This is a genomic window from Neorhizobium sp. USDA 3394 (genome assembly GCF_056280385.1).
In genome coordinates, this window is sequence record NZ_JBWCDU010000001.1 from 1,269,773 (window position 1) to 1,295,834 (window position 26,062).

The 26,062-nt window shown below is 63.3% G+C and carries 21 protein-coding genes; 9 read left to right on the forward strand and 12 right to left on the reverse strand.

Features of this window, described 5'->3' with window-relative positions; translation table 11 throughout:
* The first annotated feature begins 126 nt into the window (after positions 1–126).
* Positions 127–1,683, forward strand: a complete 1,557-nt coding sequence (locus ACZ9EJ_RS06020; RefSeq protein ID WP_046639139.1) for a VOC family protein — start codon at positions 127–129, stop codon at positions 1,681–1,683.
* On the opposite strand, the gene ACZ9EJ_RS06025 is transcribed toward ACZ9EJ_RS06020, so the two are convergent.
* The 7 genes from ACZ9EJ_RS06025 to ACZ9EJ_RS06055 all read right to left on the reverse strand — a co-directional run bounded on the left by ACZ9EJ_RS06025 (position 1,684) and on the right by ACZ9EJ_RS06055 (position 8,515).
* Positions 1,684–2,775, reverse strand: coding sequence for a pyridoxal-phosphate-dependent aminotransferase family protein (locus tag ACZ9EJ_RS06025; RefSeq protein ID WP_046639140.1), 1,092 nt, complete (start codon positions 2,773–2,775; stop codon positions 1,684–1,686).
* Complete coding sequence (locus tag ACZ9EJ_RS06030; RefSeq protein WP_046639141.1) at positions 2,765–3,562, reverse strand: ABC transporter ATP-binding protein; 798 nt, start codon at positions 3,560–3,562, stop codon at positions 2,765–2,767. Before ACZ9EJ_RS06030 ends, ACZ9EJ_RS06025 begins: the two co-directional genes overlap by 11 nt.
* Positions 3,559–4,341, reverse strand: coding sequence for an ABC transporter ATP-binding protein (locus ACZ9EJ_RS06035; protein ID WP_046639142.1), 783 nt, complete (start codon positions 4,339–4,341; stop codon positions 3,559–3,561). The genes ACZ9EJ_RS06030 and ACZ9EJ_RS06035 overlap by 4 nt, the downstream gene beginning before the upstream one ends.
* Entirely contained in the window at positions 4,338–5,168 is an 831-nt protein-coding gene (locus ACZ9EJ_RS06040; protein ID WP_046639143.1) for an ABC transporter permease, read from the reverse strand. The genes ACZ9EJ_RS06035 and ACZ9EJ_RS06040 overlap by 4 nt, the downstream gene beginning before the upstream one ends.
* On the reverse strand, positions 5,165–6,154 hold the full coding sequence (locus ACZ9EJ_RS06045; RefSeq protein ID WP_046639144.1) for an ABC transporter permease: 990 nt from the start codon (positions 6,152–6,154) through the stop codon (positions 5,165–5,167). Before ACZ9EJ_RS06045 ends, ACZ9EJ_RS06040 begins: the two co-directional genes overlap by 4 nt.
* Positions 6,155–6,194: 40 nt before the next feature.
* Positions 6,195–7,796 (reverse strand): ABC transporter substrate-binding protein, encoded by a 1,602-nt coding sequence (locus tag ACZ9EJ_RS06050; protein ID WP_046639145.1) that lies wholly within the window; start codon positions 7,794–7,796, stop codon positions 6,195–6,197.
* A 146-nt stretch (positions 7,797–7,942) separates the two neighbouring features.
* The gene (locus tag ACZ9EJ_RS06055; protein ID WP_046639146.1) at positions 7,943–8,515 is read right to left on the reverse strand and encodes a TetR/AcrR family transcriptional regulator; all 573 of its coding nucleotides are present in this window, start codon (positions 8,513–8,515) and stop codon (positions 7,943–7,945) included.
* Between the two features lie 90 nt (positions 8,516–8,605).
* Here ACZ9EJ_RS06055 and fabF point away from each other — a divergent pair, with 90 nt between their 5' ends.
* Positions 8,606–9,907 carry a beta-ketoacyl-ACP synthase II gene (gene fabF / locus ACZ9EJ_RS06060; RefSeq protein WP_046639147.1) on the forward strand — a complete coding sequence of 434 codons (1,302 nt, stop codon included), beginning with the start codon at positions 8,606–8,608 and terminating at the stop codon, positions 9,905–9,907.
* Positions 9,908–9,917: 10 nt separating this feature from the next.
* Entirely contained in the window at positions 9,918–11,096 is a 1,179-nt protein-coding gene (locus tag ACZ9EJ_RS06065) for a thiolase family protein (protein ID WP_046639148.1), read from the forward strand.
* 265 nt (positions 11,097–11,361) lie between these two features.
* Here ACZ9EJ_RS06065 and ACZ9EJ_RS06070 read toward each other — a convergent pair whose 3' ends face one another.
* The 4 genes from ACZ9EJ_RS06070 to ACZ9EJ_RS06085 all read right to left on the reverse strand — a co-directional run bounded on the left by ACZ9EJ_RS06070 (position 11,362) and on the right by ACZ9EJ_RS06085 (position 15,173).
* Entirely contained in the window at positions 11,362–11,775 is a 414-nt protein-coding gene (locus ACZ9EJ_RS06070) for a Rieske (2Fe-2S) protein (protein WP_046625820.1), read from the reverse strand.
* 64 nt (positions 11,776–11,839) lie between these two features.
* Complete coding sequence (locus ACZ9EJ_RS06075) at positions 11,840–12,943, reverse strand: amidohydrolase family protein (RefSeq protein WP_046639149.1); 1,104 nt, start codon at positions 12,941–12,943, stop codon at positions 11,840–11,842.
* A 3-nt stretch (positions 12,944–12,946) separates the two neighbouring features.
* The gene (locus ACZ9EJ_RS06080; RefSeq protein ID WP_080955657.1) at positions 12,947–14,026 is read right to left on the reverse strand and encodes an amidohydrolase family protein; all 1,080 of its coding nucleotides are present in this window, start codon (positions 14,024–14,026) and stop codon (positions 12,947–12,949) included.
* A 241-nt stretch (positions 14,027–14,267) separates the two neighbouring features.
* Positions 14,268–15,173 carry a LysR family transcriptional regulator gene (locus ACZ9EJ_RS06085; protein WP_037083326.1) on the reverse strand — a complete coding sequence of 302 codons (906 nt, stop codon included), beginning with the start codon at positions 15,171–15,173 and terminating at the stop codon, positions 14,268–14,270.
* 491 nt (positions 15,174–15,664) lie between these two features.
* On the opposite strand from ACZ9EJ_RS06085, the gene ACZ9EJ_RS06090 reads away from it, so the two are divergent.
* The 5 genes from ACZ9EJ_RS06090 (at position 15,665) to ligM (ending at position 22,534) form a co-directional block, all read left to right on the forward strand.
* Complete coding sequence (locus tag ACZ9EJ_RS06090) at positions 15,665–16,744, forward strand: ABC transporter substrate-binding protein (protein ID WP_251090317.1); 1,080 nt, start codon at positions 15,665–15,667, stop codon at positions 16,742–16,744.
* Between the two features lie 74 nt (positions 16,745–16,818).
* Complete coding sequence (locus ACZ9EJ_RS06095) at positions 16,819–18,585, forward strand: ABC transporter permease (RefSeq protein WP_251090318.1); 1,767 nt, start codon at positions 16,819–16,821, stop codon at positions 18,583–18,585.
* A gap of 87 nt (positions 18,586–18,672) precedes the next feature.
* Positions 18,673–19,767, forward strand: a complete 1,095-nt coding sequence (locus ACZ9EJ_RS06100; protein WP_046639150.1) for an ABC transporter ATP-binding protein — start codon at positions 18,673–18,675, stop codon at positions 19,765–19,767.
* A gap of 131 nt (positions 19,768–19,898) precedes the next feature.
* A complete protein-coding gene (locus ACZ9EJ_RS06105) occupies positions 19,899–20,714 on the forward strand; it encodes a GntR family transcriptional regulator (RefSeq protein ID WP_080953965.1) in 816 nt (271 codons plus the stop codon).
* A gap of 413 nt (positions 20,715–21,127) precedes the next feature.
* Complete coding sequence (ligM, locus tag ACZ9EJ_RS06110) at positions 21,128–22,534, forward strand: vanillate/3-O-methylgallate O-demethylase (RefSeq protein ID WP_046639151.1); 1,407 nt, start codon at positions 21,128–21,130, stop codon at positions 22,532–22,534.
* Between the two features lie 348 nt (positions 22,535–22,882).
* Here ligM and ACZ9EJ_RS06115 read toward each other — a convergent pair whose 3' ends face one another.
* Positions 22,883–24,271 carry an FAD-binding oxidoreductase gene (locus ACZ9EJ_RS06115; RefSeq protein WP_046639152.1) on the reverse strand — a complete coding sequence of 463 codons (1,389 nt, stop codon included), beginning with the start codon at positions 24,269–24,271 and terminating at the stop codon, positions 22,883–22,885.
* 714 nt (positions 24,272–24,985) lie between these two features.
* Between ACZ9EJ_RS06115 and ACZ9EJ_RS06120 the strand changes: the two genes are divergently transcribed.
* Positions 24,986–26,005: a TRAP transporter substrate-binding protein gene (locus ACZ9EJ_RS06120; protein ID WP_046625833.1), complete on the forward strand. Its 1,020-nt coding sequence runs from the start codon at positions 24,986–24,988 to the stop codon at positions 26,003–26,005.
* The last annotated feature ends 57 nt before the right edge of the window (positions 26,006–26,062 follow it).

Consider the following 26,062-nt stretch of genomic DNA (forward strand, 5'->3'; position numbering starts at 1 on the left):
TGCGGGAGGGGAAATGCCCATCCGGATGTTGACCGCGGTTTCTTTTTGTCGTCGTGCATATCGCTAGGTCAGTTCCGGGCTGATATCGTCGCGCCGTAACTCACTGACAAAAGGTTCGTATTTCGCATGACCAGCGGCCTGCATCACATCACCGCCATCACCCGCAAGATCCAGGCGAATGTCGATTTCTACACGGGCTTTCTCGGCCTGCGGCTCGTCAAGAGGACGGCGGGTTTCGAGGATGCCCGCCAGCTTCATCTGTTCTACGGCGACGGCGCTGCGACACCCGGTTCGCTGGTGACCTTCCTTGCCTGGGAGGATGGCTCGCTCGGGCGCGTCGGGCATGGCGCGCCGAGCGAGATCAGTTTTGCCATTGCGCCCGAAGCGATCGGTTTCTGGCTGACGCGGGCGCTGCAGTTCAACGTCAAGCTTTCGGGCCCGGCCCAGGAATTCGGCGAACCCGTGCTGCGGCTGACCGACCCGGACGGCATCATCGTCAAGCTCGTCGGCGTCGAGGACACGACGCCCTGGGTCTGGTGGAGCGGCGGCGGTATCGCCGAGGCGGATGCGATCCGAAAACTCCACGGCGCGACGATCCTTTCCGAAAAGCCGGAGCAGACGGCGGCGTTTCTGACGCGGCATATGGGGCTTCGGTTCGGGCCCAAGGAGGGCAGTATCCAGCGGCTGGTGTCGGATGCGCAGGATATCGTCGATGTCCGCGATGCGGGCGGTTTCTGGACGGCAGCTCCCGGTACCGGCACGATCGACCATATCGCGTTCCGCGCCGTGGATCGGCCCCAGATCGAGGCCGTGCATGCGGGATTGCTGGCAGAAGACGCCGGCGAGATGAACATGCATGACCGGCATTATTTCTATTCGCTCTATGTCCGCGAACCGTCCGGTACGCTGATCGAACTTGCGACGGACGGGCCGGGTTTCACGGCCGACGAGCCGCTTGAAACGCTAGGGTCGGAACTGTTCATTCCGGCGCATTTCAAGGAAGACCACGATGTCCTGCGGGTCATGCTGCCGCAGTTCGGCCTGCCCGGCGAGGAGCGCATCATCTATCGCGATCTGCCTTTCGTGCACCGCATCCACATGCCGGAGACATGGGACGGTTCCACGCTGGTGCTGCTGCACGGTACCGGCGGCAATGAAACCACCATGTTACCTTTCGGACGCAAGGCGGCGCCGAACTCCATGCTGATCGGGGTGCGCGGGCGCTCGCTGGACGAAGGTCATCCGCGGTATTTCCGCCGCTTCACGCAGACGACTTTCGACCAGAAGGAGATTGTTTCCGAAGCGGAGGCCTTCGTCGCCTTCGTGGAGGATCTCGCTCCGGCCTATGGCGTCGATCCGGCGCGGACGGCCTTTGCCGGCTGGTCCAACGGCGGCAACATGATCGGCGCGGTGATGCAGCTTCATCCGGGACTGATCCGCAAAGCGGTGCTGCTGCGGTCGATGAACTGCCTGGAGGCTCGGCCGTCCGTCGATCTTTCCGGCACCCAGGTCCTGTCGCTCAGCGCGACCGACGATTTTTATGGGTCCATGGCCCAGGAAATCGAAGAGCGGCTTCGCGCTGCAGGCGCGGAACTCACCGCCAGAACGCTCGACGCCAATCACGGAATAGGCACCGAGGACGAGATGATCGCTCGCGACTGGCTGATCGAAAAAGGCTTCTGATCAGTCGCCGTAGTGTAGCGCAATCGCATCGACGGCGGCGGATATGTCCGCCCTGAACCCCCGCCGCCGAAGCGCCATGCCATAGGCCGTCAGATTGCCGAGTACGATATCGAAGCGGGCACGCTGTCCGGTATGGTTCAGCCGGATCAGCCGTTCGGCGCCGGGGCCGACGCCAGCCGAAAGCTCGATGCCGCGCGGAGCGCCCGAGAGCACGGCGGTTGGATGGGCTGCGGCCGGAAGTCTGGCCGCCGTCACCAGGTTCGAGCCGTGCAGGGCGTCCACCCAGAGTTCGCCGCCCATGGCGGCGAGCGCGGCACGGGTGGCGCGGGCGGCACGGACATGCCGGGCGACGATCGCGTCGATACCTTCCGCCTCGACGCGTTCGAGGGCAGCTTCGAGCGCGAAAAATTCCAGCGGTGCGGTGGTGCCGGGAAGCGCGCCGCGGCCGGTCTCGAGCCAGGCTTTCTGGTCGAGAAGCGAGAGAATCGAATCCCTTGGCGCCCCTTGTTCAGAAATCAGTTTCCACGCGGCAGGGCTGACCGAGAGCGCCGAAAGCCCCGCCGGCCCCGCCAGCGCCTTCTGCGGTCCGATGACGGTGATGTCGATGCCGAGCGCATCGACATTCAGCGCATGGCCGCCGATCGAGGCGACTGCATCCACCACAGTGACGATGCCGCGGGAGCGGGCGAGCGCTATGATCTCCTCCAGAGGGTTGCGGATGCCGCTGGCCGATTCCGCATGGACGAGGGCCAGGACCTTGACGCCCGGATGCGCGTTCAGCGTCGCCTCGACCGCTTCCAGCGTAATCGGGCGGGCGGGTTCGGCCGCGAGATCGACAACCTCGGCGCCGCCGCGCCTGAGCCAGGTGCCGAACCATCCGCCATACATGCTGGTGACGATGTTGATCGCCTTCAGGCCGGGCCGGGCGAGGCTGAGCGCCGCCGCCTCCAGCGCGACGACGGCCTCCGCCTGGATCAGCAGCACGTCGTTGCGGGTCTTCAGGATTTTGGCGATCCGATCGGCGATGGCAGCGTAACGCGCGCCGGGGAAGGACGGTGCGTCGTTCAGCGGGTTCCAGCGGTCAAACGTCATGAGATGGTCCTTCCGTTGGTTCTGTCACGAGGCGCGGTACGGCGCCGATCAGGGCCTTGGCCGCAGGCGATTGCGGGTTTTCGATCACCTGTCGCATCGGTCCGGTCTCGACCAGCCGCCCCGTTTCCATGACGGCGATCCGGTGCGAGACGGCGCGCAGGACGGCGAGATCGTGCGACACGAAAAGATAGCTGATGCCGCGCTCTTCTTGTAGCTCGACCAGCAGTTCAAGGATTTTGCCGCGGATCGAGACATCCAGCGCCGACACCGCCTCGTCGAGCACGATCAGCGACGGTTTCGTGGCGATGGCGCGGGCAATGGCAATGCGCTGCCGCTGGCCGCCGGAAACATCGCGGATCGACCGCTCCGCATAGCTTGCCGGCAGGCCGACGCGGTCGAGAAGTGCTGCGATTTCCCGTGGGCGCTCCGCCTTCGGCACGATATTATGGATGCGCAGGGGATCGTCGAGCACCGAGGCTACGGTGGCGCGTGGATTGAAGGCGCCGAGCACGTCCTGGAACACCATCTGCATCCTGGCGCGGTGGCGGCGCAGTTCGGCGCCGGAGAGTGTCAGCCAGTCCTCGCCCTCAAAGCGGATCGAGCCGACATCGGCCGGCAGCAGCCGCATAAGAATGCGGGCGAGGGTGGATTTCCCACTGCCCGAGGCGCCGACGAGGCCGAGCGTCTCGCCGGGGCCAAGCGTCAGTGAAACATCGCTGACCGCCGCAACTTCGCGGCCGCCGGAGGAAAAACGCTTCGAGAGGTTTTCGATCGTCAGAAGGGTCACGACGCGGCCTCCCGGATGAGCGGCGGTGTCGTGAGATCGCGGTGGCTGGCGATCAGCATTTTCGTATAGGGCTCTTTGGGGGACGAGAGGACATGTCCGGTCAGACCCGATTCTATCAGATTGCCATCCTTGAAGATTGCCACCCGATCCGCAAAACCCGAGGCCAGCGCGATGTCGTGGGTGATGAAGATCAGCGTCATGCCGGCTTCGCGAACCAGTTCGTCGAGCAGAGAAACGATCTCCGCCTGCACGACCATGTCGAGCGCACTGGTCGCCTCGTCGGCGATCAGAATGCCGGGCCTGGCGGCAAGTGCTGCGGCGATCGCGACGCGCTGACGCTGTCCGCCGGAAAGCTGGTGCGGGAAGGCCTTCATCGCCTTGTCCGGCTCCGGAATGCGGACCCGCTCCAGCATTTCCTCTGCGCGGGCATAAGCCTCTCTCCAAGACAGGCCGAGATGCCGGCGAGCGCCTTCGGCCACCTGTTCGCAGATTGTCAGCACCGGGTTGAGGCTGGAGGACGGGTCCTGGAAAACGAAGCCGAGGTCGCGGCCGGGCAGTGGCGCCTGGCTCGATAACCACCGCATCTCGCCTGCCAGCCTGGCACCCAGCGGCAACAGCCCCGCCAGGGCGCGAGCCAGCGTGCTTTTGCCGGAGCCGCTTTCGCCGATGATCGCCAGCCGTTCACCGGCGGCGATATCGAGGTCTATCCGGTTCAGCGCCGGCACCATCTGGCCGCGATAGGTGACCGACAGGTTTCGGATTTCGCAAAGCGTGCTCATGGCTCCAGCCTCCGACCGCCAAGCGCCTTGGTGAGACCTTCGCTGAAGAGGTAGACGCCGACGACCGTGATCACCAGCGCGATACCCGGAAAGATCGATAGCGACGGTGAGGAGCGCAGGATGTTGCGGCCCTCGGCGATCATCGAACCCCAGGTCACGACGTTCGGGTCTCCGAGGCCGAGGAAGGAAAGGGCGGCTTCGGTGAGGATCGCGGCGGCGACGATGATGGCCGACAGCGCTAGAACCGGCGGCAGGGCGTTGGGCAGGATTTCCCCGAAGGCGATTTCGGCGGGATGCATGCCGATCACCCGGGCGGAGGCGACATAGTCCCGCTCGCGGATGGAAAGCACCTGCGCCCGTGTCAGCCGCGCCGGATCGGCCCAGGCGCCGAGCGCGATGGCCAGCACCACGACCGGCACCGAGGCGCCGATGACGCTGACGAAGGCGAGCGCCAGCAGGAAGCTCGGGACGATCTGGAAGGCATCGACCACGCGCATCAGCCCTTCGTCGATCAGTCCTCCGGCGAAACCGGCCGTCAGGCCGACGCAAAGGCCGATCGCAATCGCCGCCAACGCTGCCGCAAGGCCGACCGCCAGCGATGTGCGGGTGCCATGGAGGATGCCGGCCAGCACGTCGCGGCCGAGCCGGTCGGTGCCGAGCGGAAAGGCGGGGTCGGTGAAGGGTGGCAGCAGCGCCCGGCCGGCGATGCGCAGCGGATCGCCGGGGGCCAATGCGGGGGCAAACAGAGCGACGAGAACCAGCAGCGCCAGAATGCCGAGCCCGATCGCGCCTTCCGGCGTCCGGATTAGATCTCTAAGCAGCCTCATGTATTGGGCTCCGAGGCGCCGACCCGGGGGTCGAGCCCGGCATAAACGAGGTCTACGACGAGGTTGACGCAGATCACCAGCACGGCGCTGACGACGATGATGCCCATCAGCAGCGGCGCGTCACGTCCGCTGACCGCCTCCTGCGCCAGCCGCCCGAAGCCGGGGATGGCAAAAATGCTCTCGATGACGACGCTGCCGCCGAGCATGGCGGCCGATTGCAGGCCGAGCATGGTGACGAGCGGCAGAAGCGCGTTACGTGCCACATGGCGCAGCACGATGCGGCTGCGGGAAAGCCCCTTGGATCGGGCAAAGAGCACGAAATCCAGCGTCCAGACTTCGGCCATACCAGAGCGCATCACCCGCAGGAACAGCGCCATGTAGATCAGCGCCAGCGCGCCGACCGGCAGGACGAGATGCTTGGCGATATCCAAAGCTCGGGCGAAGCCCGCTTTGCCCGAGGCGATGGTCTCGATGCCGGAGGTCGGCAGCCAGCGAAGCTGCACGGCAAAAACGATGCTGAGCACCAGTCCGAGCCAGAAGCTGGGGATCGCGTAAAGGATGAGAGAGGCTGTCGAAAGCACTCTGTCCCTTACACTTTCCGGCTTTGCACCGGCAACGATGCCGAGCGCCGAACCGAGCCCGAAGGAAAGCGCGGTGGCGCTGCCCATCAAGAGCAGCGTGTTCGGAAGTCGCTCCAAGATGAGGTCGAGGACGGGCCTGCCGAAGGCGACCGACCAGCCGAGGTCGAACGTCGCCAACGAGGAAAAATAGAGCCACAGCCGGGCCAGCATCGACTGCTCGAGGCCATAGGCCTGGCGCAGAGACTGGGCGACGGTGGCGTCACCGCCGCCGATCGACAGGAGATAGGCATCCACCGCGTCGCCGGAGGCGGATTCGAGCAGGAGGAAGGTCAGGACGACGACGATCAGCAGCACCGGAATGCTGCTGATCGCGCGACGTCGGATCAATCGAATGGCTCGGTTCACGCCGAAAAGCGCTCCTGAATCGGATAGTGCGGAGAGCCTATCACGATTTCAGCGCGGTATCCGACCAGTTGGACACGGCCCAGCGCGGATTGTTGGAGACGTTCTGCACCGTATCGCGCGCTACCGTGATGAAGCCCCATTCGGCGACGTTGATGAGCGGCAGGTCGGTGGCGACGATCTTCTGGAACTGCTTGTAGAGTTCCGTGCGGGCCGCGGTATCGACCGTTTCAGCAGCCTTGGCGATGATGCCGTCGAGTTCCTTGTTCTCGTAGCCGCCCTGGTTGGAGAAGGGCACACCGGCCGGGATGCCGGACCGGACGAGGATGGTCGTCGAGATCGCCGGGTCGCCGCGGAAGACCGGTGGGCCGATGGCCAGATCGAAATCGTGATCCGTGTAGACCGCCTTCTGATGGGCCGCCGAATCCGCGTTGATCAGTTGCGCGTCGATGCCGACGGCTGCGAGCGCTTGGCGCAGGTAGTCGCCGAACTGCTTCGTCTCGTTGAAATAGGGCGCCGGCCGCAGTTTCAGCGAGAAGCGGGTGCCATTGGCGCCCTTCTTGTAGCCGGCCTCGTCGAGCAGGGCATTCGCCTTGGCGGTGTCGAAGGGGTAGGTCGGCACGCTGGCGTCATAAAATTCCGGGGCGTTCTTCGGCACGGGACCGGTGGAGGCTGCGGCATAGCCGAGGAAGATCGTGTCGACGACGAATTTCTTGTCGATCGCATGGGCAATCGCTTGGCGCACCTTGAGGTCGGCGAGCTCCTTGCGGCGGTGGTTGATCTCGACCACGAGCTGGTAGGTCAGCGCCTCGTAGCCCTTGGAGATCACCTTGATGCCCGGCACCTTGGAGATACGGGCGAGATCGGTAAGGGGCACGGCCGAAAAGGCGGCGAGCTGGATTTCCTCCGCTTCCAGTGCAGCACCGGCACCGGCGCGGTCCGGCAACACGCGAAAAATGATCTCGTCGAGCCTCGGTTCGCCCTTGCCCCAGTAATCGGCGTTCTTCGTCAGGCGGTAATATTCGCCCGGCTTGTATTCGGTGAGCTTGAACGGGCCGGTGCCGATCAGCTTCACATTGGCGGGGTTGGTGGCGATATCCGTGCCTTCATAGAGATGTTTCGGCACGACGCTGCTGACGACCGGCAGGGCGTTGCGGATGAGCTGCAGCGGCGTGGGCTTGGAGAACTTGAAGACCGCGGTCGTCGCGTCCGGCGTCTCGACGGCTTCGAGATTGGCGAAGACGAGGCGGCCGAGGTTCTGCAGCGGTTTCCAGATGGCGAGCGCCGAATAGGCGACGTCGGCCGAGGTGAACGGCTTGCCGTCATGCCATTTCACGCCTTCGCGCAGCTTGAACGTCACCGACTTGCCGTCCGCCGAACCTTCCCACGAGGTGGCGAGGCGTGGCGCGAGGCCGTCCTTGCCGTCGAAGGAGGCTTCGGCGAGCGGCTCGACCACCTTGCTCGCGATGAAGAAGACACCGTTCGAGGCGACGATCGCGGGATTGAGGTTTTTAGGCTCGGAATCGGCTGCAACGATCAGCCGGCTGCCGGCCTGGGCAAGCGTTACGGTCGGAAGCGCGGTCGAGGCGAGCAGTGCGCCGCCTGCCTGCAAAAGGGTCCGTCGGGATAGGGTGGCGATCGTCATTGCTCTCTCCTGCAGCCAGCGATTTTGGCGCATATTGACAGCGAAATTGCCGGCCGCACAGGCAGGAAATTTTGTCACGGGGCGTTCGGGAACAAATTCTCGGTCGCAACCGGCTGGTGGGCGCATTTCCGTTGCGCCATAAAGGTTTAGTGCCGGGTCTCCAGTTCGTTGCGCAGGGTAGCCAGGATCTCCGCTGCGAGCGGCGCATCGCCGACGGCACGGGCGAGCGTCAACCCTCCGACCATCTGGGAAAGAATGACGATCGACTTGCGGCGCCGATCCTCGTCGCCATGGTCGTCGATGATCTCCTGCAGCAGCAACAGGTGGTTTTCGATACCCTCGGCGAAGACGGATTGTACTGCTTCACTTTGGCGGGACGCATCGGCGCAGAGCGAGGCGAAGGTACAGCCCTTGGCCCTGACGATGAGATTCGGCCGGGACAGATACATGCCCGCGATCGCCTTGATCGCCTTGCCACCGGCGCGGCTTATCGTCTCCCGCCAGAGGGTTACGTTGAGCGCCAGCGCCTGGCGCGAGGCCTCGGCCGCCAGATCCACCTTGGATCTGAACTGACCGTAAAATCCGCCATGCGTCAGGCCGGCCGCCTTCATCAGATCGGCGATGCCGATGCCGTCAAAGCCGTATTCGCGGAACAGTTCGCCCGCTTTCAACACCACGCGGACACGGTTCTCCTCGGCTTCCTGGCGGCTCACCCTCATCGTCTTCTCCTTTGAACATCTTGACTATTATATTTGGATCGTCATTTAAAAGGGGATAAATGATGATCAAAATTTAAATCGAGGTGAAACATGCCGGCAAGACAGAGCGACAGGCCCAGCGACAGAATAGTGATCACCGGCATGGGCATGGTCTCGCCGCTGGCCAGCGGCGTGGAAGCCACCTGGAAACGTCTGATCGAAGGACGCTCCGGGCTGCGCCGGCTTGCCGACGACATGGTGCCGGATATCGATGCCAAGGTCGGCGGCGTGGTGCCCGGCATCGATGAGGACGAGTTCGGTTTCGATATCGATCTTGCGGTGCCGCACAAGGAGCGCAAGAAGATGGACCGTTTCATCGGCTTTGCGCTTGAAGCCTCGCGGCAGGCGCTGGAGCAGTCCGGCTGGCTCGCCGATACCGACGACAAGCAGGACCGTACCGCGACGATCATCGCTTCGGGCATCGGCGGTTTCCACTCGATCGCCGAGGCGGTGCGCACGGTCGATGCTCGCGGCGCCGGGCGGCTTTCGCCCTTCACGGTCCCATCCTTCCTCGTCAATCTGGCGGCCGGCCATGTCTCCATCCGCTACGGCTTCAAGGGTCCTATCGGCGCGCCGGTGACGGCTTGCGCTGCAAGCGTCCAGGCGATTGGCGACGGCATGCGGATGATCAGGAGCGGCGAAGTCGATGTGGCGCTCTGCGGCGGCACCGAGGCCTGTATCAATCGCGTGGCGCTTGGCGGTTTTGCCGCGGCGCGCGGCCTTTCCAGTGCGTTCAACGATACGCCGGAAAAGGCTTCCCGGCCGTTCGATGCGGCGCGCGACGGTTTCGTCATGGGCGAGGGCGCCGGCATCGTCGTCATCGAAACCCTGGAACACGCGCTTGCCCGCGGTGCCACGCCGCTCGTCGAGGTGGTCGGTTACGGTACCAGCGCCGACGCCTATCACCTGACCGCCGGTCCGGCCGATGGCGCAGGCGCCCAGAGAGCAATCCGCCGGGCGCTGCAGATGGCCGGCCTTCCGCCGGAAGCGATCGGTTATCTCAACGCGCATGCCACATCGACACCCGTGGGCGACGCGGGTGAACTCGCCGCGATCAAGGCGATTTTCGGCACCGAAGGCGGTCCGGCGATCTCCTCGACCAAATCGGCGACGGGCCATCTGCTCGGCGCGGCCGGTGGTCTGGAAGCGATCATCACCGCGCTCGCATTGCGCGACGGAATCCTGCCGCCGACCCTCAATCTCGAAAATCCGGATCCGCTCGCCGAAGGGCTCGATCTCATCGGTCCGCAGGCGAGGGCGAAGCGGGTCGAATACGCGCTGTCCAACGGGTTCGGCTTCGGCGGCGTCAATGCCAGCGTCATCCTGCGGCGCTTCGACGAAAACGCAAACTAGGGAGAATTCCATGTCCGAAGTCGTCATCGTCCAGCCGGTTCGCACCGCGATCGGCAAATATAACGGCTCGCTCGCCGGCATTGCGGCCGTTGATCTCGGCGCTGCGGTGATCCGCGAGACGATCGCGCGCTCCGGCCTCGATAGTGCCGAGGTCGCTTCGGTCACCATGGGCAATGTCGTCCAGGCCGGCAACAGGATGAACCCGGCGCGGCAGGCGGCGATCCATGGCGGCCTGCCGGTCTCGGTGCCGGCGGTGACCGTCAACCGCGTCTGCGGCTCGGGTGCCGAGGCGATCGCCAGCGCCGCCAAGGATATCTGGCTCGGCCATGCCAAGGCCGCGATCGCCGGCGGCATGGAGAACATGGACCGCGCGCCCTACCTGATGAGCGGCGGCCGCTGGGGGTATCGCATGGGCCATGCGGAGATCTTCGACAGCATGCTGCTCGACGGCCTCCACGACGCATTCTCGGACAGGCATTCCGGCTGGCATACGGAGGACATGATTGTCTCCCAGCAGATCAGCCGGGCGGACCAGGATCGCTGGGCGGCACGCTCGCAGCAGCTTTTCAGCGCGGCTCAGGCAGAAGGCAAGTTCGCACCTGAAATCGTCGGGATCGATTTCCCGGTGAAGGGGGGCGTCAAGAGTTTTGCCGCCGACGAGACGCCAAGGCCGGAGACTACGATCGAGGCTCTTGCCAAATTGAAGCCCGTTTTCCGCGACGACGGCACGATCACGGCCGGCAATGCGCCCGGCCTCAACAGCGGCGCGTCGGCGATGATCGTCGCCGACCGGGCCTTTGCCGAAGCCAAGGGTTTGGCGCCGATGGCGCGGCTGGTGTCCTATGGGGTTGCCGCCGTCGAACCCGGCATGTTCGCGCTCGGACCGATCCCGGCCGTCAACCAGGCGCTGGAGCGGGCCGGCTGGACGATCGGCGATATCGAGCGGATCGAGATCAACGAGGCCTATGCGGCGGTGCCGCTCGCGGTCCTGAAAGGACTCGGCCTGCCGGAGGATATCGCCAATGTCGAAGGCGGGGCGGTGGCGCACGGCCATCCGATCGGCGCGACGGGCGCGATCCTGACCACGCGGCTTCTCCATTCCATGCGGCGCGATGGCCTGAAGCGTGGCGTCGTGACGCTCTGCATCGGCGGCGGCCAGGGAATCGCGCTGGCGCTGGAAATGCTGTGATCCGGGTCGAAGCGGCCTGGTGGATTCCCGCTGGGCTGGCTGGCGCTGCCCACTTTATCGGCCGTCATCCTCGGGCTTGACCCGAGGATCCAGCATGCGCACCACCAGTCCCGTGGATCCTCGGGTCAAGCCCGAGGATGACGTCGAGTGGGAGCGAGGCCGGTGGGAGCAAGGCCAGGGAAGCCGACGATTGACTGAAGCGCTCCGGGTGCCCGACGGCGATGCACCGGGCTTTGTCCCTAATCGGCGAAATCCGAGGATGCCATCAGATCTCCACCACGACATAGTCCTCGTCGATCGAGACCGGAAAGGTTTCGGCCTGGTAAGGGCCTTCCGTCAGCGCTCCGCCCTTGGCAACCGACACGTCGAAACTCTTGACGCGGGTGCGCGCCGGGTCGCACCAGGATTTGCCGGTGCGGAGGTCGAATTCCCAGCCGTGCCAGGGGCAGCGGATCAGTTCCCCGTGCCGGGTCATGCGGACCTTGCCGGGCTCGTCGGCCTCGGCAAGCCCGACCACCTGGCCGCGGCAGAGATCGGCGCCTTCGTGCGGGCAGCGGTTGGCGATCGCGAAGAACTCGCCCTTGACGTTGAAGAGGGCAATGTCGCGGCCTGCGACCTTCACGAGCTTGGATTTGCCGATCTCGACTTCCTCGACCTTGGCGATGACATGACGGGCCATTCTCTGTTTCAATCCATTCGGTATTGATTGCGTTTCCGGAAGAGCTGCTCTTGGCCTTCCGTGTTCAGGGCAGGCGGTAGACGCTCTTTGCGTTGTCGCGAAAGATCTTCGCGTGCTCCGTCGGCGTCAGCGGCACCTTGAAGGCGAAGCGCGGGTCGTCGAAATCCCAGTGCGGGTAGTCGGTCGAGAACATCAGCCGGTCGGTGCCGACCCAGCGCAGGGTGTCGAGCAGGTGGCGATTGTTTTCCGGCTCCTCGATCGGCTGGGTGGTGAACCAGACGTTTTCGCGGATATAGTCGGACGGCGGCCGCTTCACATGCGGAACCTCGGAGCGCATCCGCTCCCATTGCTTGTCGAGCCGCCACATCAGCGGTGCCGCCCAGGCGAAGCCGCCTTCGACGACGACCAGCTTCAGCTTCGGGAACCGTTCGAAGACGCCCTCGAAGACCATGCTGGTGACGACGCTCTGCAGGCTGTGCGAGAAGGCGTAGTGTTCCTCGATATAGAAGTTCAGCCAGCCGGCGCCGCTATTGGTGTGCTGGCCGTAGGCGGCGGAATGCATGCCGATCGGCATGTCGTAGTGTTCGGCAGCCTCGTAGATCGGCCAGTAGCGGCGGCGACCGGCCGGCTCGATGGTGCGTGGCGGAATGGCGATCTGGGCAAAACTCCTGTCGCCGATGCGCGCCTCGATTTCGGCAAGCGCCGCCGGCACGTCTTCCTGGGTGACGGAGATCGAGGCTTTCAGGCGCGGGTCCGGGCCTGTCCATTTGTCGAGCTGCCAGTCGTTGACGGCGGCGCACATGGCGGCGCCGAGTTCCTGATTCAGCGTCGAGGAACCGGCCGCCAAGGGCTGCAGGATGCCGTATTCGATGCCGAGCGGATCGAGTAGCTGTTCCTGCAGATAGGCAAGGTCGGAGGCCGGCGGTCCGCCGTTCGGCGGCCAGGCGTCGCGGCGCATGCCGTTGCCGGGGGTCATGCGCGGATAGGGCAGGGTGCCGACGACCGGATTGGCGCTGCGCTGGCCATAGTCGGCCAGGTGATCGCGCCAGCGGACGGGAAGGAATTTCGCAAGTTCGGCGGGCGAACCGAAGGCCGGATGGATATCGCAATCGACGATCCCGAGCTTGGCCTCGACTTTTGTGTCCTTGTCCAGAACGGCATGGTCCATGGCTTAGTCCTCCAGTCGCGGATAGGTGGCGAGCGCATTGTCCCGAACCAGCCGGTCGATCAGGCGTTCCGGGAAACCGGCGGGGATTGCGGCATCGCCCTCGAATTGCGCATGCGGATAGTCGGTCGAGAAGAGCAGCATGTCGTCGCAATCGAGATGCTCGATGATGCGTTCCAGTTCGGCCGGATCGCGCGGCGCATCGAACGGCTGCGTCGTCATGCGGATCTGGCGGCGGACCAGCGCCGACGGCGGCTCCTTGACCCACGGGATCTCGATGCGAGCGCCGCGCCAGTCCTTGCTCATCCGCCACATCTGGCCGGGCAGCCAGGAGACGCCGGATTCGATCAGCACGATCTTCATGTCCGGGAATTTGCCGAGCACGCCCTCGGCGACGAAACTGCCGACCTGGGCCGCAAAACCCTGGACCTGGTGGACGTAATCCTCAGCGAGATAGGAGAGGAAACCGCTCTGGCTGGGCGCGTGGCGGTAGGCGCTGCCGGCATGCACGCCGAGGGCAAAGCCATGGCGCTGGGCGGCTTCGTAGACCGGCCAGTAGATGCGGCGGCCGAGCGGCATCTCGCCCATGCAGAGCGTCAGCACCTGCACGAAACGCTTGTCATCGGCAAAACGCTCGATCTCCTCGACGGCGGCTTCCGGGTTCTGCATCGGCAGCACGAGGGAGGCGCGCAGGCGCGGGTCCCGGTCCAGCCATTCCGCCTTCAGCCAGTCGTTGGTCGCGCGGCAGACGGCGGTCGCGAGATAGGGATCGTAGATCGCGTGCACGGCCGTGACGCAGTTCAGGATCGCATATTTGAGGCCGTAGGTATCGAGCAGGTTTTTCCGCAGCTTTTCGACGCCCTTGCCCTCCGTTGCCTTCCAGTCCTCCCGGAAGAAGGGCTTGGTGCGGGTCGGGAAATTGGTGAGTTCTAGTCGGTCGACATCGCGCGTCGTGACGATCTCGCGCCAGTAATCGTCGAAATAGGGAAGAAGATCCTCCCGCAGCGGCGCATCCGGATGAACGTCACAGTCGATCGCGCCCAATTGCGAAAGCACGGGGCGCCGCTCGGTCACAGCAGTATCCACCGCTTAAAACCTCCCTTGTCTGTCGGCCGGCCGCTCCTCGTAACTGGCGGCGGGCCTGAACCTCACTCCCGGGCGCGACGTCAGACGACGCCAACCACCCTCGCATCAGCGATGCGTTTCCTCGATTTGGGAGGGTAAGCGGCACGGGGGGCCAAGAGAATATGCTTTTTCATCGTAGCGGCTTTCTCGATTCGAGAAAGCCAAACGGCTTTCAGCTTTTCTCCTGGAGCAAAGGCGTTGTTCACGCCGCTCTATCGCCCGGAACGAGAGCCGCGTGCATATGGATGCGCAGCCATTCCATCAGCGCACGCACGGTCGGTTTGCGTGCCTGGGTCTGGGGGATAAGCGCCTTCAACCAGAGTTCCGCCACAGGGTAGTCCGGCAGGAGCTCGATCAGCTTGCCCGTCCGGATGGATTCTTCCGCCACGTAATTCGCCACCATGGCGACGCCGCGGCCTCGCAGCGCCAGGTCGTGCAGGATCTGGGTATCGTTGGCGCTGAAAGCGGAGCGCACCTCGACATCGATCGGCCCGCCTGGGCTTCGAAACGACCAGGTCGAACCCGTCGCGTGAAACGTCAAACAGATGTGATTGACCAGATCGCGCGGATGTTTCGGCAGGCCGCGGTTTTCGAGATAGTCCGGAGCGGCGCAGAGTTTTCGCGGATAGGGGCAGAGCGGCTCGTCGACGACGTTGGAATAGGAGGCCGGCAGGGCGCCGAGGGCGATGTCATATCCCTCTTCTGCCGGATTGACGGAGCGGTCGACCAGCGCAAGGTCCATGGTGACGTTCGGGTTCTCCTGCTGGAAGTCGCTGAGGATGCGGGCGAGGAAGGCGATCGTCACGGTCGTCGGCGCCTTGATCCTCAAATGTCCCTCGATCCGTTGGGCAACGGCCGCCGCTCCGCTGATCGCGTCGTCGATCTCCTTGACCAGGGATTGGTAGCGGGGCAGGTAGCGTTCGCCGATCTCCGTCAGGATGATCTGGCGGGTCGAGCGGACGAAGAGCTTGACCCGCATCTGGTCTTCCAGCCGGCTGATGCGTTTGGTCACGACCGAGGGTGCGACGCCGAGATGGCGGCCCGCCGCCGAAAAGCTGCCGGACCGGGCAACCGCCAGAAACGTGCGGATATTGATAAGCGTATCCAATGTCTTAGATCTCCCATGCCGCCCTGTTGAGCGGCCCTCCGCGCAAACGGTAGCACAATTCATCTTTCTATTTTCGAGAAAAGTGAATGTAAAAAAATGGTGCTTTTCCCCTGCACGGGAAAAGGTCAATCTAACAGAAGAGGGAATTCCGGTGCCTGTGGCATCGCCGCGACCGGCAGGGAGAGCCGGCGCAGATCGGAATTCAAGAAAGGGAGTTTGCAGTTGGCCAAGGCCGATCCTGTCCGAGCCGAAGGCCCAAATGTTCCGCATTATGCGGTGTTTATCAGGGACCTTGTCAATCGCAGGGTGCGCGCCAGATCGTTTCGAAGCGATCGGTAAGCCGTCGAGATTGAGTAGCCGTTCGGGAAAGCGGCGCCGCTTGCGGTGACAAAGGAGATCGCGGCCGGTGGCCGCAGAAATTTTGAGCGTCGAGTGCCGGGATTGGGTCCCGGGCGCGATGCTCGATCGTCGGTTCCAGGGAGGAGAGACACGTGACGACAAACACATCCATGACTTCGTTCATTCAGAAGACTTCGGCCATTCAAAAATGGTCGCGCCGGTTTTTCATGGCGGCTGCGGGCAGCCTTGCCATTTCGGCGGCGGCAGGCCTGCCCGCTTTCGCGCAGGATGCCGAATGGCAGAAAGTGGTCGAGGCCGGCAAGAAGGAAGGCAAGCTCATCCTTTATACCGCGCTGGTCGGCCAGCCGAGCACCAAGCAGATCGCTGCCGCGTTCACCAAGGAATACGGTATAGAAGTCGAAATTCTCGAGGCGCGCGCCAGTGAAATCCGCGAGCGCGTCCGCGTCGAGCAGGCCGCCGGCCGGTTTGCCGCCGACGTGATGTTCACCAGCGAAGGGCAGACCATGCTCTACGACAAGGAGGACAAGTCCGTCGATCCGCTGCCGGCGACCCCGAATTCGCAAAAGATTGGCGACAAGTTCAAGCTCAAGGTACCGATGGCCTCGGTCATGACCATTCCCTACGGGATCATGATCAATACCGGCCTCGTGAAGCCTGCCGACGAGCCGAAGAGCTGGAAGGACATTGCCGACCCCAAGTGGCAGGGCAAGATCCTTTCCGACGATCCGCGCGCGATCGGCGCCGGTTACCTCTGGTTCTTCTCGACCTATGACAAGATCGGCGAGGACTATGTGAAGAAGGTCGCGAACCAGAAGCTCGTCTTCACCCGCGACCAGCGCGAATCGCAGCGCCGCACGGCACGCGGCGAATATTCGATCTACATGCCGGTCATCATGACCGACTTCTCGGATCTGAAGGGGCTGCCGGTCAAGTTCATCATTCCCGAGGAGGGCGTTCCCTACGTTCTTTACGGCAACGTGATGCTCAAGAAGGCTCCGCACCCGAACGCCGCCAAGCTCTATCTCGATTTCATGCAGGGCCCGGTCGTGCAGAAAATCTACGCGGGTCTCGGCTACGGTCCCGTCCTTCCCGGCATGACCGATGGCCTGCCGGCGGACGTCAAGGCGATTTCCGAAGCCAAGCTCTACGGCACGACGGACACGACCCGCCAGAACGAGATGCTGGCCAAGTCCAAGGACATCTTCAAGTAAGCCTCCCAGGGCACCGCCGGTCCGATGTTCGGGCCGGCGGTGCCGTTTTTCATATCCGGAGCCGCGAGGATCCCATGACGATTATCCACAATCGCCCCCTAGACGACATCGCCGAAACTGCGCCGACGATTGCCGGCAATGCTTTCACGCGCGCCTTTTCGGGCGGGTCGCTGTGGCGTCTGATCGGCATGCTGGTGCTGATCCTGATCCTCGGCTTCCTGACGATCTATCCGCTCGCCATGCTGCTCTACGGCAGCCTGCATTCGACGCCGCCCGGCATGGCCGGGGAGTTCAACCTGAACGGCTACCGGTCGATCATGACCACCCAGAACCTCATCGTTCTGGCCAACACGATCGGCATTTCGCTTGCCAAGACCATACCGTCGCTGACGATCGCGGTGTTTCTCGCCTGGATCGTCGCGCGCACCGACACGCCGTTCCGCGGCACGCTGGAAGTGCTGATCACGCTGCCGTTCTTCATTCCGCCGATCCTGACCGCCATGGCCTGGGGCATGCTCGCCAACCCGCAGGTGGGCGTCATCAACATGGTCTGGCGTTGGCTGACCGGTGGTACCGATCCGCTCGTCAACATCTATTCCTATGGCGGCGTCATCTGGCACATGTGCCAGTATTCGATCCCGTTCCTGTTCCTGTTCATGGTCGATGCCTTCCGGGCGATGGACCCGTCGCTCGAGGAATCGAGCCGCATGTGCGGCGCCTCGCGCTGGACGACTTTTCGCAAGATCACGCTGCTCCTGATGCTGCCGGTGCTGACCAGCTCGTTCATGCTGAGCTTCATCAAGGGCATCGAGACCTTCGAGTCGGCGCTGTTCTTCGGCCTGCCCGCAGGCATCAAGGTGATCACGACCGACATCTACGAGTCGATCAACCACCGCGCCACGCCCGACTACCAGTATGCGACGTCGCTTTCCTTCGCGATCATGGGGCTGATGTTCCTGCTCGTCATCTGGCAGTGGTGGATGCTGCGCGGCAAGAGTTTCCAGACCGTCACGGGCAAGGGGTTCCGCCCGAGCGTCATGGAGCTTGGCCCCTGGCGCTGGGTTACCTTCGCCTTCTGCGTGCTGTTCTTCTTCATCACGGTGGTGTTGCCGATCGGGCAGCTGATGCTCGGCTCGTTCTTCCGCTTCTTCGGCTTCTACACCTACGACATGCTGACGCTGGAGCACTACCGGAACGTCTTCGCCAACAGCGAATTCTGGCGGGCGGTCCGCAATACGATGGTGCTCGGCCTGCTCGGCGCCACCGCGACCATGGCGCTCGGCGCGGTCGTCGCCTACATCTCGGTGCGCACCCGCTGGCGCGGCCGTAACCTGATCGACAGCATGGCCTGGCTTCCGTGGATGATGCCGGGCATGGTGCTCGGCGTCGGTTTCCTCTGGGCGTTTGCGATGCTGCCGGGACCGATCCCGATCTATGGCACCATCTGGGCGCTGCTGCTTGCCTATATCGCGCTCGGCACGCCGGTCTCCGTGCGGGTGATGACCGGAGCCTATCACCAGCTTTCCTACGATCTGGAAGAGTGTTCGCGCGTCCATGGCGCAACCTGGGCCCAGACCATGTGGCGGATCATGGTGGCGCTCGCCTGGCCGGCCTTTGCCGTCGGCTGGGTGCTGACCTTCTTCGGCATCATGCGCGAGCTGTCGGCGTCGATCCTTCTTTATTCGGTCGGTTCGGAAACGCTCGCCGTCGTGCTGATGAAGCTCTGGGCCAACGGCAATGCCGAACAGGTGAGTGTCATCGGCCTGATGATGATGCTTCTGGTCATCGTGTTCCGCTGGGTGCAGCTCAGCTTCATCAAGGCCCGTATCAGCAAGCTTTAGGCTTCAGGCCCGGCGGCTGCGGCCGCCGGCCGATTTTTGGTTGTCGTTTAAGCGGATCCAGGCATCCGCTCCGAAAGGAAGAGAAATATGGCTTCGGTGACGCTCGAAAACGTGAGCCGCATGTATGGCGCGATAACCGCCGTGGACAACGTGAACCTGAAGATCAAGAGCGGTGAATTCGTCACGCTGCTCGGGCCGTCGGGCTGCGGCAAGACGACGACGCTGCGCATGGTGGCCGGTCTCGAGAAGAATACCGGCGGCCGCATTGCGATCGGCGACAATGTCGTCTCGGACTCGGACAAGGGCTATTTCGTGCCGTCCGAACGCCGCCGCCTCGGCATGGTCTTCCAGTCCTACGCGATCTGGCCGCATATGACGGTGTTCGACAATGTCGCCTACCCGTTGCGCATCCGCCGCCGTCCCGACACGGAAGTCCGGGATCGCGTCATGAACGCACTGCGTCTCGTCGAGATGGAGCAATATGCCGAACGTCCGTCGCCGGCGCTCTCCGGCGGCCAGCAGCAGCGCGTGGCGATCGCCCGTGCTCTGGTGTTCGAGCCCGAAGTGCTGCTGCTCGACGAGCCGCTCTCCAACCTCGACGCGCGCCTGCGCACCCAGATGGGCGACGATTTCCGCGCCCTGCAGCAGCGCCTGAAGATCACCGCGCTCTACGTCACCCACGACCAGGCGGAAGCCATGGCGCTATCGGACCGGGTGGTCGTCATGCATGGCGGCAAGATCCTGCAGGTCGGCGCGCCGGAAGAGATCTACCGCCGGCCGGAAAACCGGCAGGTCGCCGCCTTCTTCGGAACGCCCAACCTCCTGAACGCCACGGTCAAGGATTGCCGTCCGAATGGCGGGCAATATTACAAGCTCTCGGTCGAAGGACAGGGCTGGTCGGGCGACTGTCATGCGGCGACGGAAATGCCGAAGGGTGCGGATGTCACCGTCATGGTTCGCCCCGAGAACCTGCATGTCCGCGATGCGGGCCAGGTGAACGGCGATCTCTCCTGGTCTGGCGAGGTGTCGCAGGCGATCTTCCGCGGCTCGCATCGCTCGATCATGGTCAAGACCCCGGCGCAGACGCTGCATGTCGAGGCCTCGTCGCTTTCGAACGTCGATATCGGCCGCCCGGTCACAGTCGCCGCACCCGTGGAGGCTGCCTGGGCCGTGCGCAACTGATCGTTTCGGCTGGTCACAGATATGGAAAACTTGCGTTTTGTCGCAGATATTCAATATTGAAGCGATGTTCCCGCCGGCATTTCTCGTCTGGCGCAATCCGCATTTCGATATGGCGCAGGTGAGGCCCAAGCATGACCACAGGCACCCGAACTCCGAACCCTCCCGCGCCTGAGAAGCAGGAAACCCGCCAGCAGCACGTGATCGACAAGCTCAGGACCTGGGCGAGTGACGGCACGATCGATCCGCGCAAGAAGCTTTCCGAATCCGGGCTTGCCGAAGCGCTCGGCGTGTCGCGAACCCCGATCCGGCATGCGCTGGCGGTGCTCGTGGAAGAGGGGGTGCTGCAGCGCGTCGGCGCCCGCGGATATCGGGTCCGGGCCTACAAGGTGGCCGACGTGATCGAGGCGATCGAGCTGCGTTCGATGATCGAAGGTTATGCGGCCAAGAAGATCGCCAGCGAAGGCCCGTCGCCGACGCTGGTGGCGGAGCTCAAGGACTGTCTGCGGGAAGGTGACGATATCTTCGAGAATGGCGGCATCGACGATCCCGTCAACGAGGAGCGTTATGCGGTGATGAACCTGCGTTTCCACACGCTGATCATCGAGGCTGCCGGCGGAAACCTGCTGCACCAGCTCACCAGCCTGTTCGACCGGGTGCCGTTCGGCGCGCCGGATTCGATCCGCTTCGACAACATCACCCGCAAGGAGCGGGCGCAGCATTTGCATTACGCGCACTGGCAGCACCACCACATGGTCTCGGCCCTGATCGCCCGCGACGGCGCCCGTGCCGAAAGCCTTTTTCGCGAGCACGGGGAAGGCGTGAAGATCAGCCTTGGCATCAGCAAGGGGCTTTTCGCGATCGACGGCTCGCGCATCCTGCCGATCTTCGACCTCGACAGTCCCGCAGGCCATATCAACGGCCTGATGCAGGATGAAAACGAAGACTAGCAACGACTGCCGACGGTGAAGGTTGCTCAGTTTGGGATCCCAAATCGTCGATTTTGTTCGCGGATAGCGGCAATCCTGATCCCGTTAGTTTTTCCGCACTGCATCAATTATCACTATAAATTATGAAGGCGGCGTAATTCTAATGGTCCGTCCTAGCGCTTTTGGCAGTGAAGTCAAAATCGGGTATTGTATCCCAAAATTGGTTGCTCTATGAATTGTTTCGACCGGGAGGAGGCCTCGATTTCCGCCAAGCCGTCGAGGCGAGGTTCGAGAACCGGGCTTGTTAGGAGGAGATGGCGGGAGGAGACCGCTGGCCCTCATTTGCATGAGACATCTTGAGACGATGCATATCGTATCCCAACCGGTTTCCGTGGGCGCGGCATGCAGGAGAGAAACCGAGGGAAGGTAGGTAAATGGCTAAGAATCTCACCCAGATCCTGAAAGAGAAGGGCAATACTGTCGAGATGCTGCGCAATTCGCGCATCGGCATGTATATCTATCCGGTCGTCGCGCCGGAATTCTCGAACTGGCGCACCGAACAGATGGCCTGGCGCCATTCGGCGGTCCTGTTCGATCAGTCCCACCACATGGACGAGCTGATCGTCGAAGGCCCGGATGCTTCCAAGTTCCTGGAAAGCCTGGCGATCAACAGCTTTGCCAATTTCGGCGTCGACCGAGCCAAGCATTACGTGCCGGTGACGCCTGCCGGTCATGTGATCGGCGACATGATCATCTTCCGGGAGCGTGATGACAAGTTCGTGCTCGTCGGCCGTGCGCCGACCGCCAACTGGCTGCGCTACAACGCGTCGCTCGGCAAGCATGACGTCAAGCTCACCCACGACCCGCGTTCGCCTTCGCGCCCGGACGGCAAGGAAGTCAATCGCGTTCACTACCGCTTCCAGATCCAGGGCCCGGACGCCCCGAAGATTTTTGAGAAGATGAATGGCGGCCCGATCCCCGACATCAAGTTCTTCCATGTCGACTGGATCAATATCGGCTCCAAGAAGGTCCAGGCCCTGCGCCACGGCATGGCCGGCGCTCCCGGTCTCGAAGTCTGGGGCCCCTATGCAGAGAAGGACGAGGTCCGCGAGATCATCGTCAAGGCCGCCAAGGATGCGGGCGTCGACCTCTATCTCGTCGGTGCGCGCGCCTACTCGACCAACACGCTGGAATCCGGCTGGATTCCGTCGCCGCTGCCGGGCATCTACACCGGCGCCGAACTGCAGGGTTATCGCGACTGGCTGACGGAAGACAGCTACGAAGCGACCGGCTCGATCGGCGGCAGCCTCGTCTCCGATAATATCGAAGACTATTACGTCAATCCGTACGAACTCGGTTACGGCATCTACATCAAGTTCGACCACGACTTCGTCGGCCGCGAAGCGCTCGAAAAGATGAAGGGTCAGCCGCAGCGCAAGAAGGTCACCTTCGAGTGGAACGCGGAAGATGTGATGAAGGTCATCGCCTCGAACTTCGTGCCGGGCGGTGAAGCCTACAAGTGGATCGATCTGCCGCAGCCGAACTATGCGTCTTCGAGCGCTGACAAGATCATGCATGGCGACAAGGTGGTCGGCATGTCGATGTTCAACGGCTACAGCTACAACGAACGCTGCATGCTGTCGCTCGGCATCGTCGATGCCGACGTCCAGGAAGGCGACGTCCTGACGCTGATCTGGGGCGAACCGAACGGCGGCACGGCCAAGACGTCGATCGAAAAAGGCCACAAGCAGGCCGAGATCCGCGTCCGCGTCTCGCCCACCCCCTATGCGGCCGAAGCCCGTGAAAACTATGCCAAAAGCTGGCGCACCAAGAAGGTCTGATATCCTCCCAGGACACGACATGAGAACGGCGCCTCCGGGCGCCGTTTTTCGTTCGGGGGTCGCTTAGGATGCGCCGCCGCTGTGATGCTGACGGGGAGAACTAAGAACTCCCTCATTCCTGTGCTTGTCACAGGAATCCAGCCACCGCGCGTCTGCGCGGTGAAGAGAGTCCTTTGCCCTCAAAGACTTGAGCGCGCTGGATCCCTGTGACTGATCCTCGGATCAAGTCCGAGGACAGGGATGAGGGTGAGTATGAGGCGCCGTATGCCGGCCGCTCGCTTCGGCCCGCGGCGTTCGACGCTCAAAACGCTTCACTGGAGCGTTTTGCCGGCCGAAGGCCGTCGCATTTCACCCCGCATCCCCCATCTTGCCCGGGTTCATGATCCCCTGCGGATCGAGCGCCGCCTTGATCTTCTTCATCACGTCGACCGCCTTGCCGTGTTCCTTGCGCATGAACTTGAGCTTGGCGATGCCTATGCCGTGTTCGCCGCTCGCCGTGCCGCCGACGGCGAGTGCCCGTTCGACGACACGGTCGGCCATCTCGTCGGCTTCCCTCAGGTGGTCCGGATTGTTCGGATCGATCAGGTAGGCGGTGTGGAAATTGCCGTCGCCGACATGGCCGATGATCTGGCCGGTCAGCGATGAGGCATCGATATCGGCACGCGCCGCGACGATGCTTTCGGCAAGCCGCGAGATCGGCACGCAGATGTCGCCGGTATAGAGCTCAAAGCCCGGAATGATCGCCTTGGTCGCCCAGTAGAGATCGTGGCGGGCCTGCCAGAGTTTGGTGCGCTCGTCGGCATCCGCGGTCCAGCGGAAGGAGATCGCGTCATGGCCCTTGGTGATCTCCTCGACGAGCTGCGCCTGTTCCTTCACCCAGGCCTCGGTGCCGTGGAACTCGAAGAACAGGGTGGGGGCGACCGGCAGGCCGAGCTTGGAATAATTGTTGGTCGAGGCGATCGCTACCTCGTCCAGGAATTCGACGCGGGCGACCGGGATGCCGTATTGCACCGCCTCGATCACCGCCTCGACGGCATTGGCGACCGTCGGGAAGGAGCAGATGGCGGATGAGACCGCCTCCGGGATCGGATGCAGGCGGACCGTCAATTCGGTGATGACGCCGAGCGTGCCTTCCGAGCCGACGAAGAGATGCGTGAGGTCGTAACCGGACGAGGATTTTCTGGCCCGCGAGCCGGTCTGGATGGCTTCGCCGTCGGGTGTCACCACCCGGAGAGCCAGCACGTTTTCGCGCATCGTGCCATAGCGCACCGAAGTGGTGCCGCTGCCGCGGGTCGAGGCCATGCCGCCGATCGAGGCATCGGCGCCGGGATCGACCGAAAACATCAGGCCGGTTTCGCGTAAGGCCACATTGAGCTGCTTGCGGGTGACGCCGGGCTGCACGACGGCCAGCAGGTCCTCCGGCCGGATCTCGACGATCCTGTTCATCTCGCGGGTATCGAGCGAAATCCCGCCGCGGATCGGGATCGTATGGCCTTCCATCGAAGACCCCGCGCCAAACGGAACGACGGGCACCCCATGCGCAGCACAGGCCGAGACGATCGCCTGGATCTCTTCTTCGGTGCGCGGAAAGACGACGGCATCGGGCAGGTGGGGAGTGAGCCGCGACGTATCGTGGCTGTGATGCTCTCGGACGGAAGCCGAGGTCACCAGCCTGTCGCCGAGAATGCCCCTGAGTTCCGTAATTGCCTTCCCGACCGGCGTGACGAGATCATCCATTTTCTTCCTCCCTGATGCTGCGATGACGACCTGAACAACTGTGCCCGAGGCTCGATCCGGAGTACGGATCCAACACCAAGGGCCGAAAAGTCTCGGCAGGTCCCGGCGTCTCCGTGAACGGTTTTAGACACCACTACCGTATCCTAAGCGACCGGCCGGCGGTTTCTCCTGGCTGAACATTCCTCCTTCAGATCAGTGTCCCGCAAGCCCTGCTTTGTTGCCGCATTCATTCCCTGTGTATGCATGAAGTGCTGCCGCGACATTCTAGACGGTTTGAACCGCGGTTGAAGTGCCTATCGGAAAAATCTCAGGAACCCTGACTTTTTGTATCCCAAAATGAAATGGAAGCTTGTCGTTTCAGTGCGGATGTGTTGAAATTCGAAGGCTCGGATAGGCGATGTCGGGAGGACGGCGTCACCTTGGGAGACCGGGCATGGGAGGAAATCGATGTATACACAGCGGGCCGGGACAGTTGCATCTGCCACAGACGTGGCGGGTTCGGTTTCGGCTGCGGAAATGACGCGCGGCCATGTCGCGGCCGACCTTTCGGCGGCCGTTTTTATGGGCGCCGCAATTGCGTCTCTTCACGGAATTTCCAACGACTTTGTCGATCTGCCCGGGACTTGAACTCCCTGGTGGATTGACCGCGATATTCGCCGGCCGGAGCGGGGAGGGAGTCCCGCCGGCCTCTGATCTCAAAGGGAGGAGAAACACATGAAACTGAAGGCATTGCTCGCTTCGGCCTGCCTCGCGGCGCTGACTGCACCCGCTCACGCCGCCGACGTGGAACTGACATTGTCGCACTGGGTCCCCGCCACCCATGCGCTGCAGCCGGGCGGGATGGAGCCCTGGGCGAAATCGATCAAGGAAGCGTCCGGCGGGCGCATCAACATCACCATATACCCCGCCTCCCAGCTCGGCGCCGCACCCGATCATTACGACATGGCGCGCGACGGTATCGTCGATATCGGCTTCATCAATCCGGGTTATCAGCCGGGGCGCTTCCCGATCATCGCTGCGGGCGAAATCCCCTTCCTGATCGCCAATGCCAAGGGCGGGTCGCGGGCGCTCGACGAATGGTATGGACAGTACGCCCAGAAGGAAATGAAGGACGTCTACGTCTGCATGGTGCATCTGCATGACCCGGGAACGCTGCACGGCGTCAAGGGGCCGATCCAGGTTCCAGCCGACCTGAAGGGCAAGAATATCCGCCCGGCGCACGCGACCATGGCCCGCATGGTGAGCTCGCTCGGCGCCGCATCGGTGCAGGTGCCGGCGGGCGAAATGCGCGAACTGATCTCCAAGGGAGGTGCCGACATGACCGCCTCGCCCTGGAACTCGATCTATACGTTCGGTCTGCAGGACGTGACCAAGCATCATCTAGACCTGCCGTTCTACGCCACAACCTTCGCCTTCGTGATGAACAAGGCCAAGATCGACGGGCTTTCGGCCGCCGACCGCAAGGTGATCGACGATCACTGCACGCCGGAATGGGCCGAGAAGATGGCCAGCAAATGGGCCGATGCGGAAGCGGCCGGGCGCCAGAAGATGATCGATGCCGGTGGCCACACCCTCTACAAGCCGACCCCGGATGAGGTCGGCCTCTGGAAAAAGGCGACCGGTTCGCTGCAGGGCGAATGGGAGACTGCAGCCACCAAGGCCGGCATAGACGCCAAGGCGGCCTGGGCGAGCCTGCAAGAGACGCTCAAGAAATATGGCGCCGACGTGAAATAATTGGTGCGGGACCATTCGCAGGCGGGTGCCCTCGCGGCGCCCGCCCTTTTCCATCCG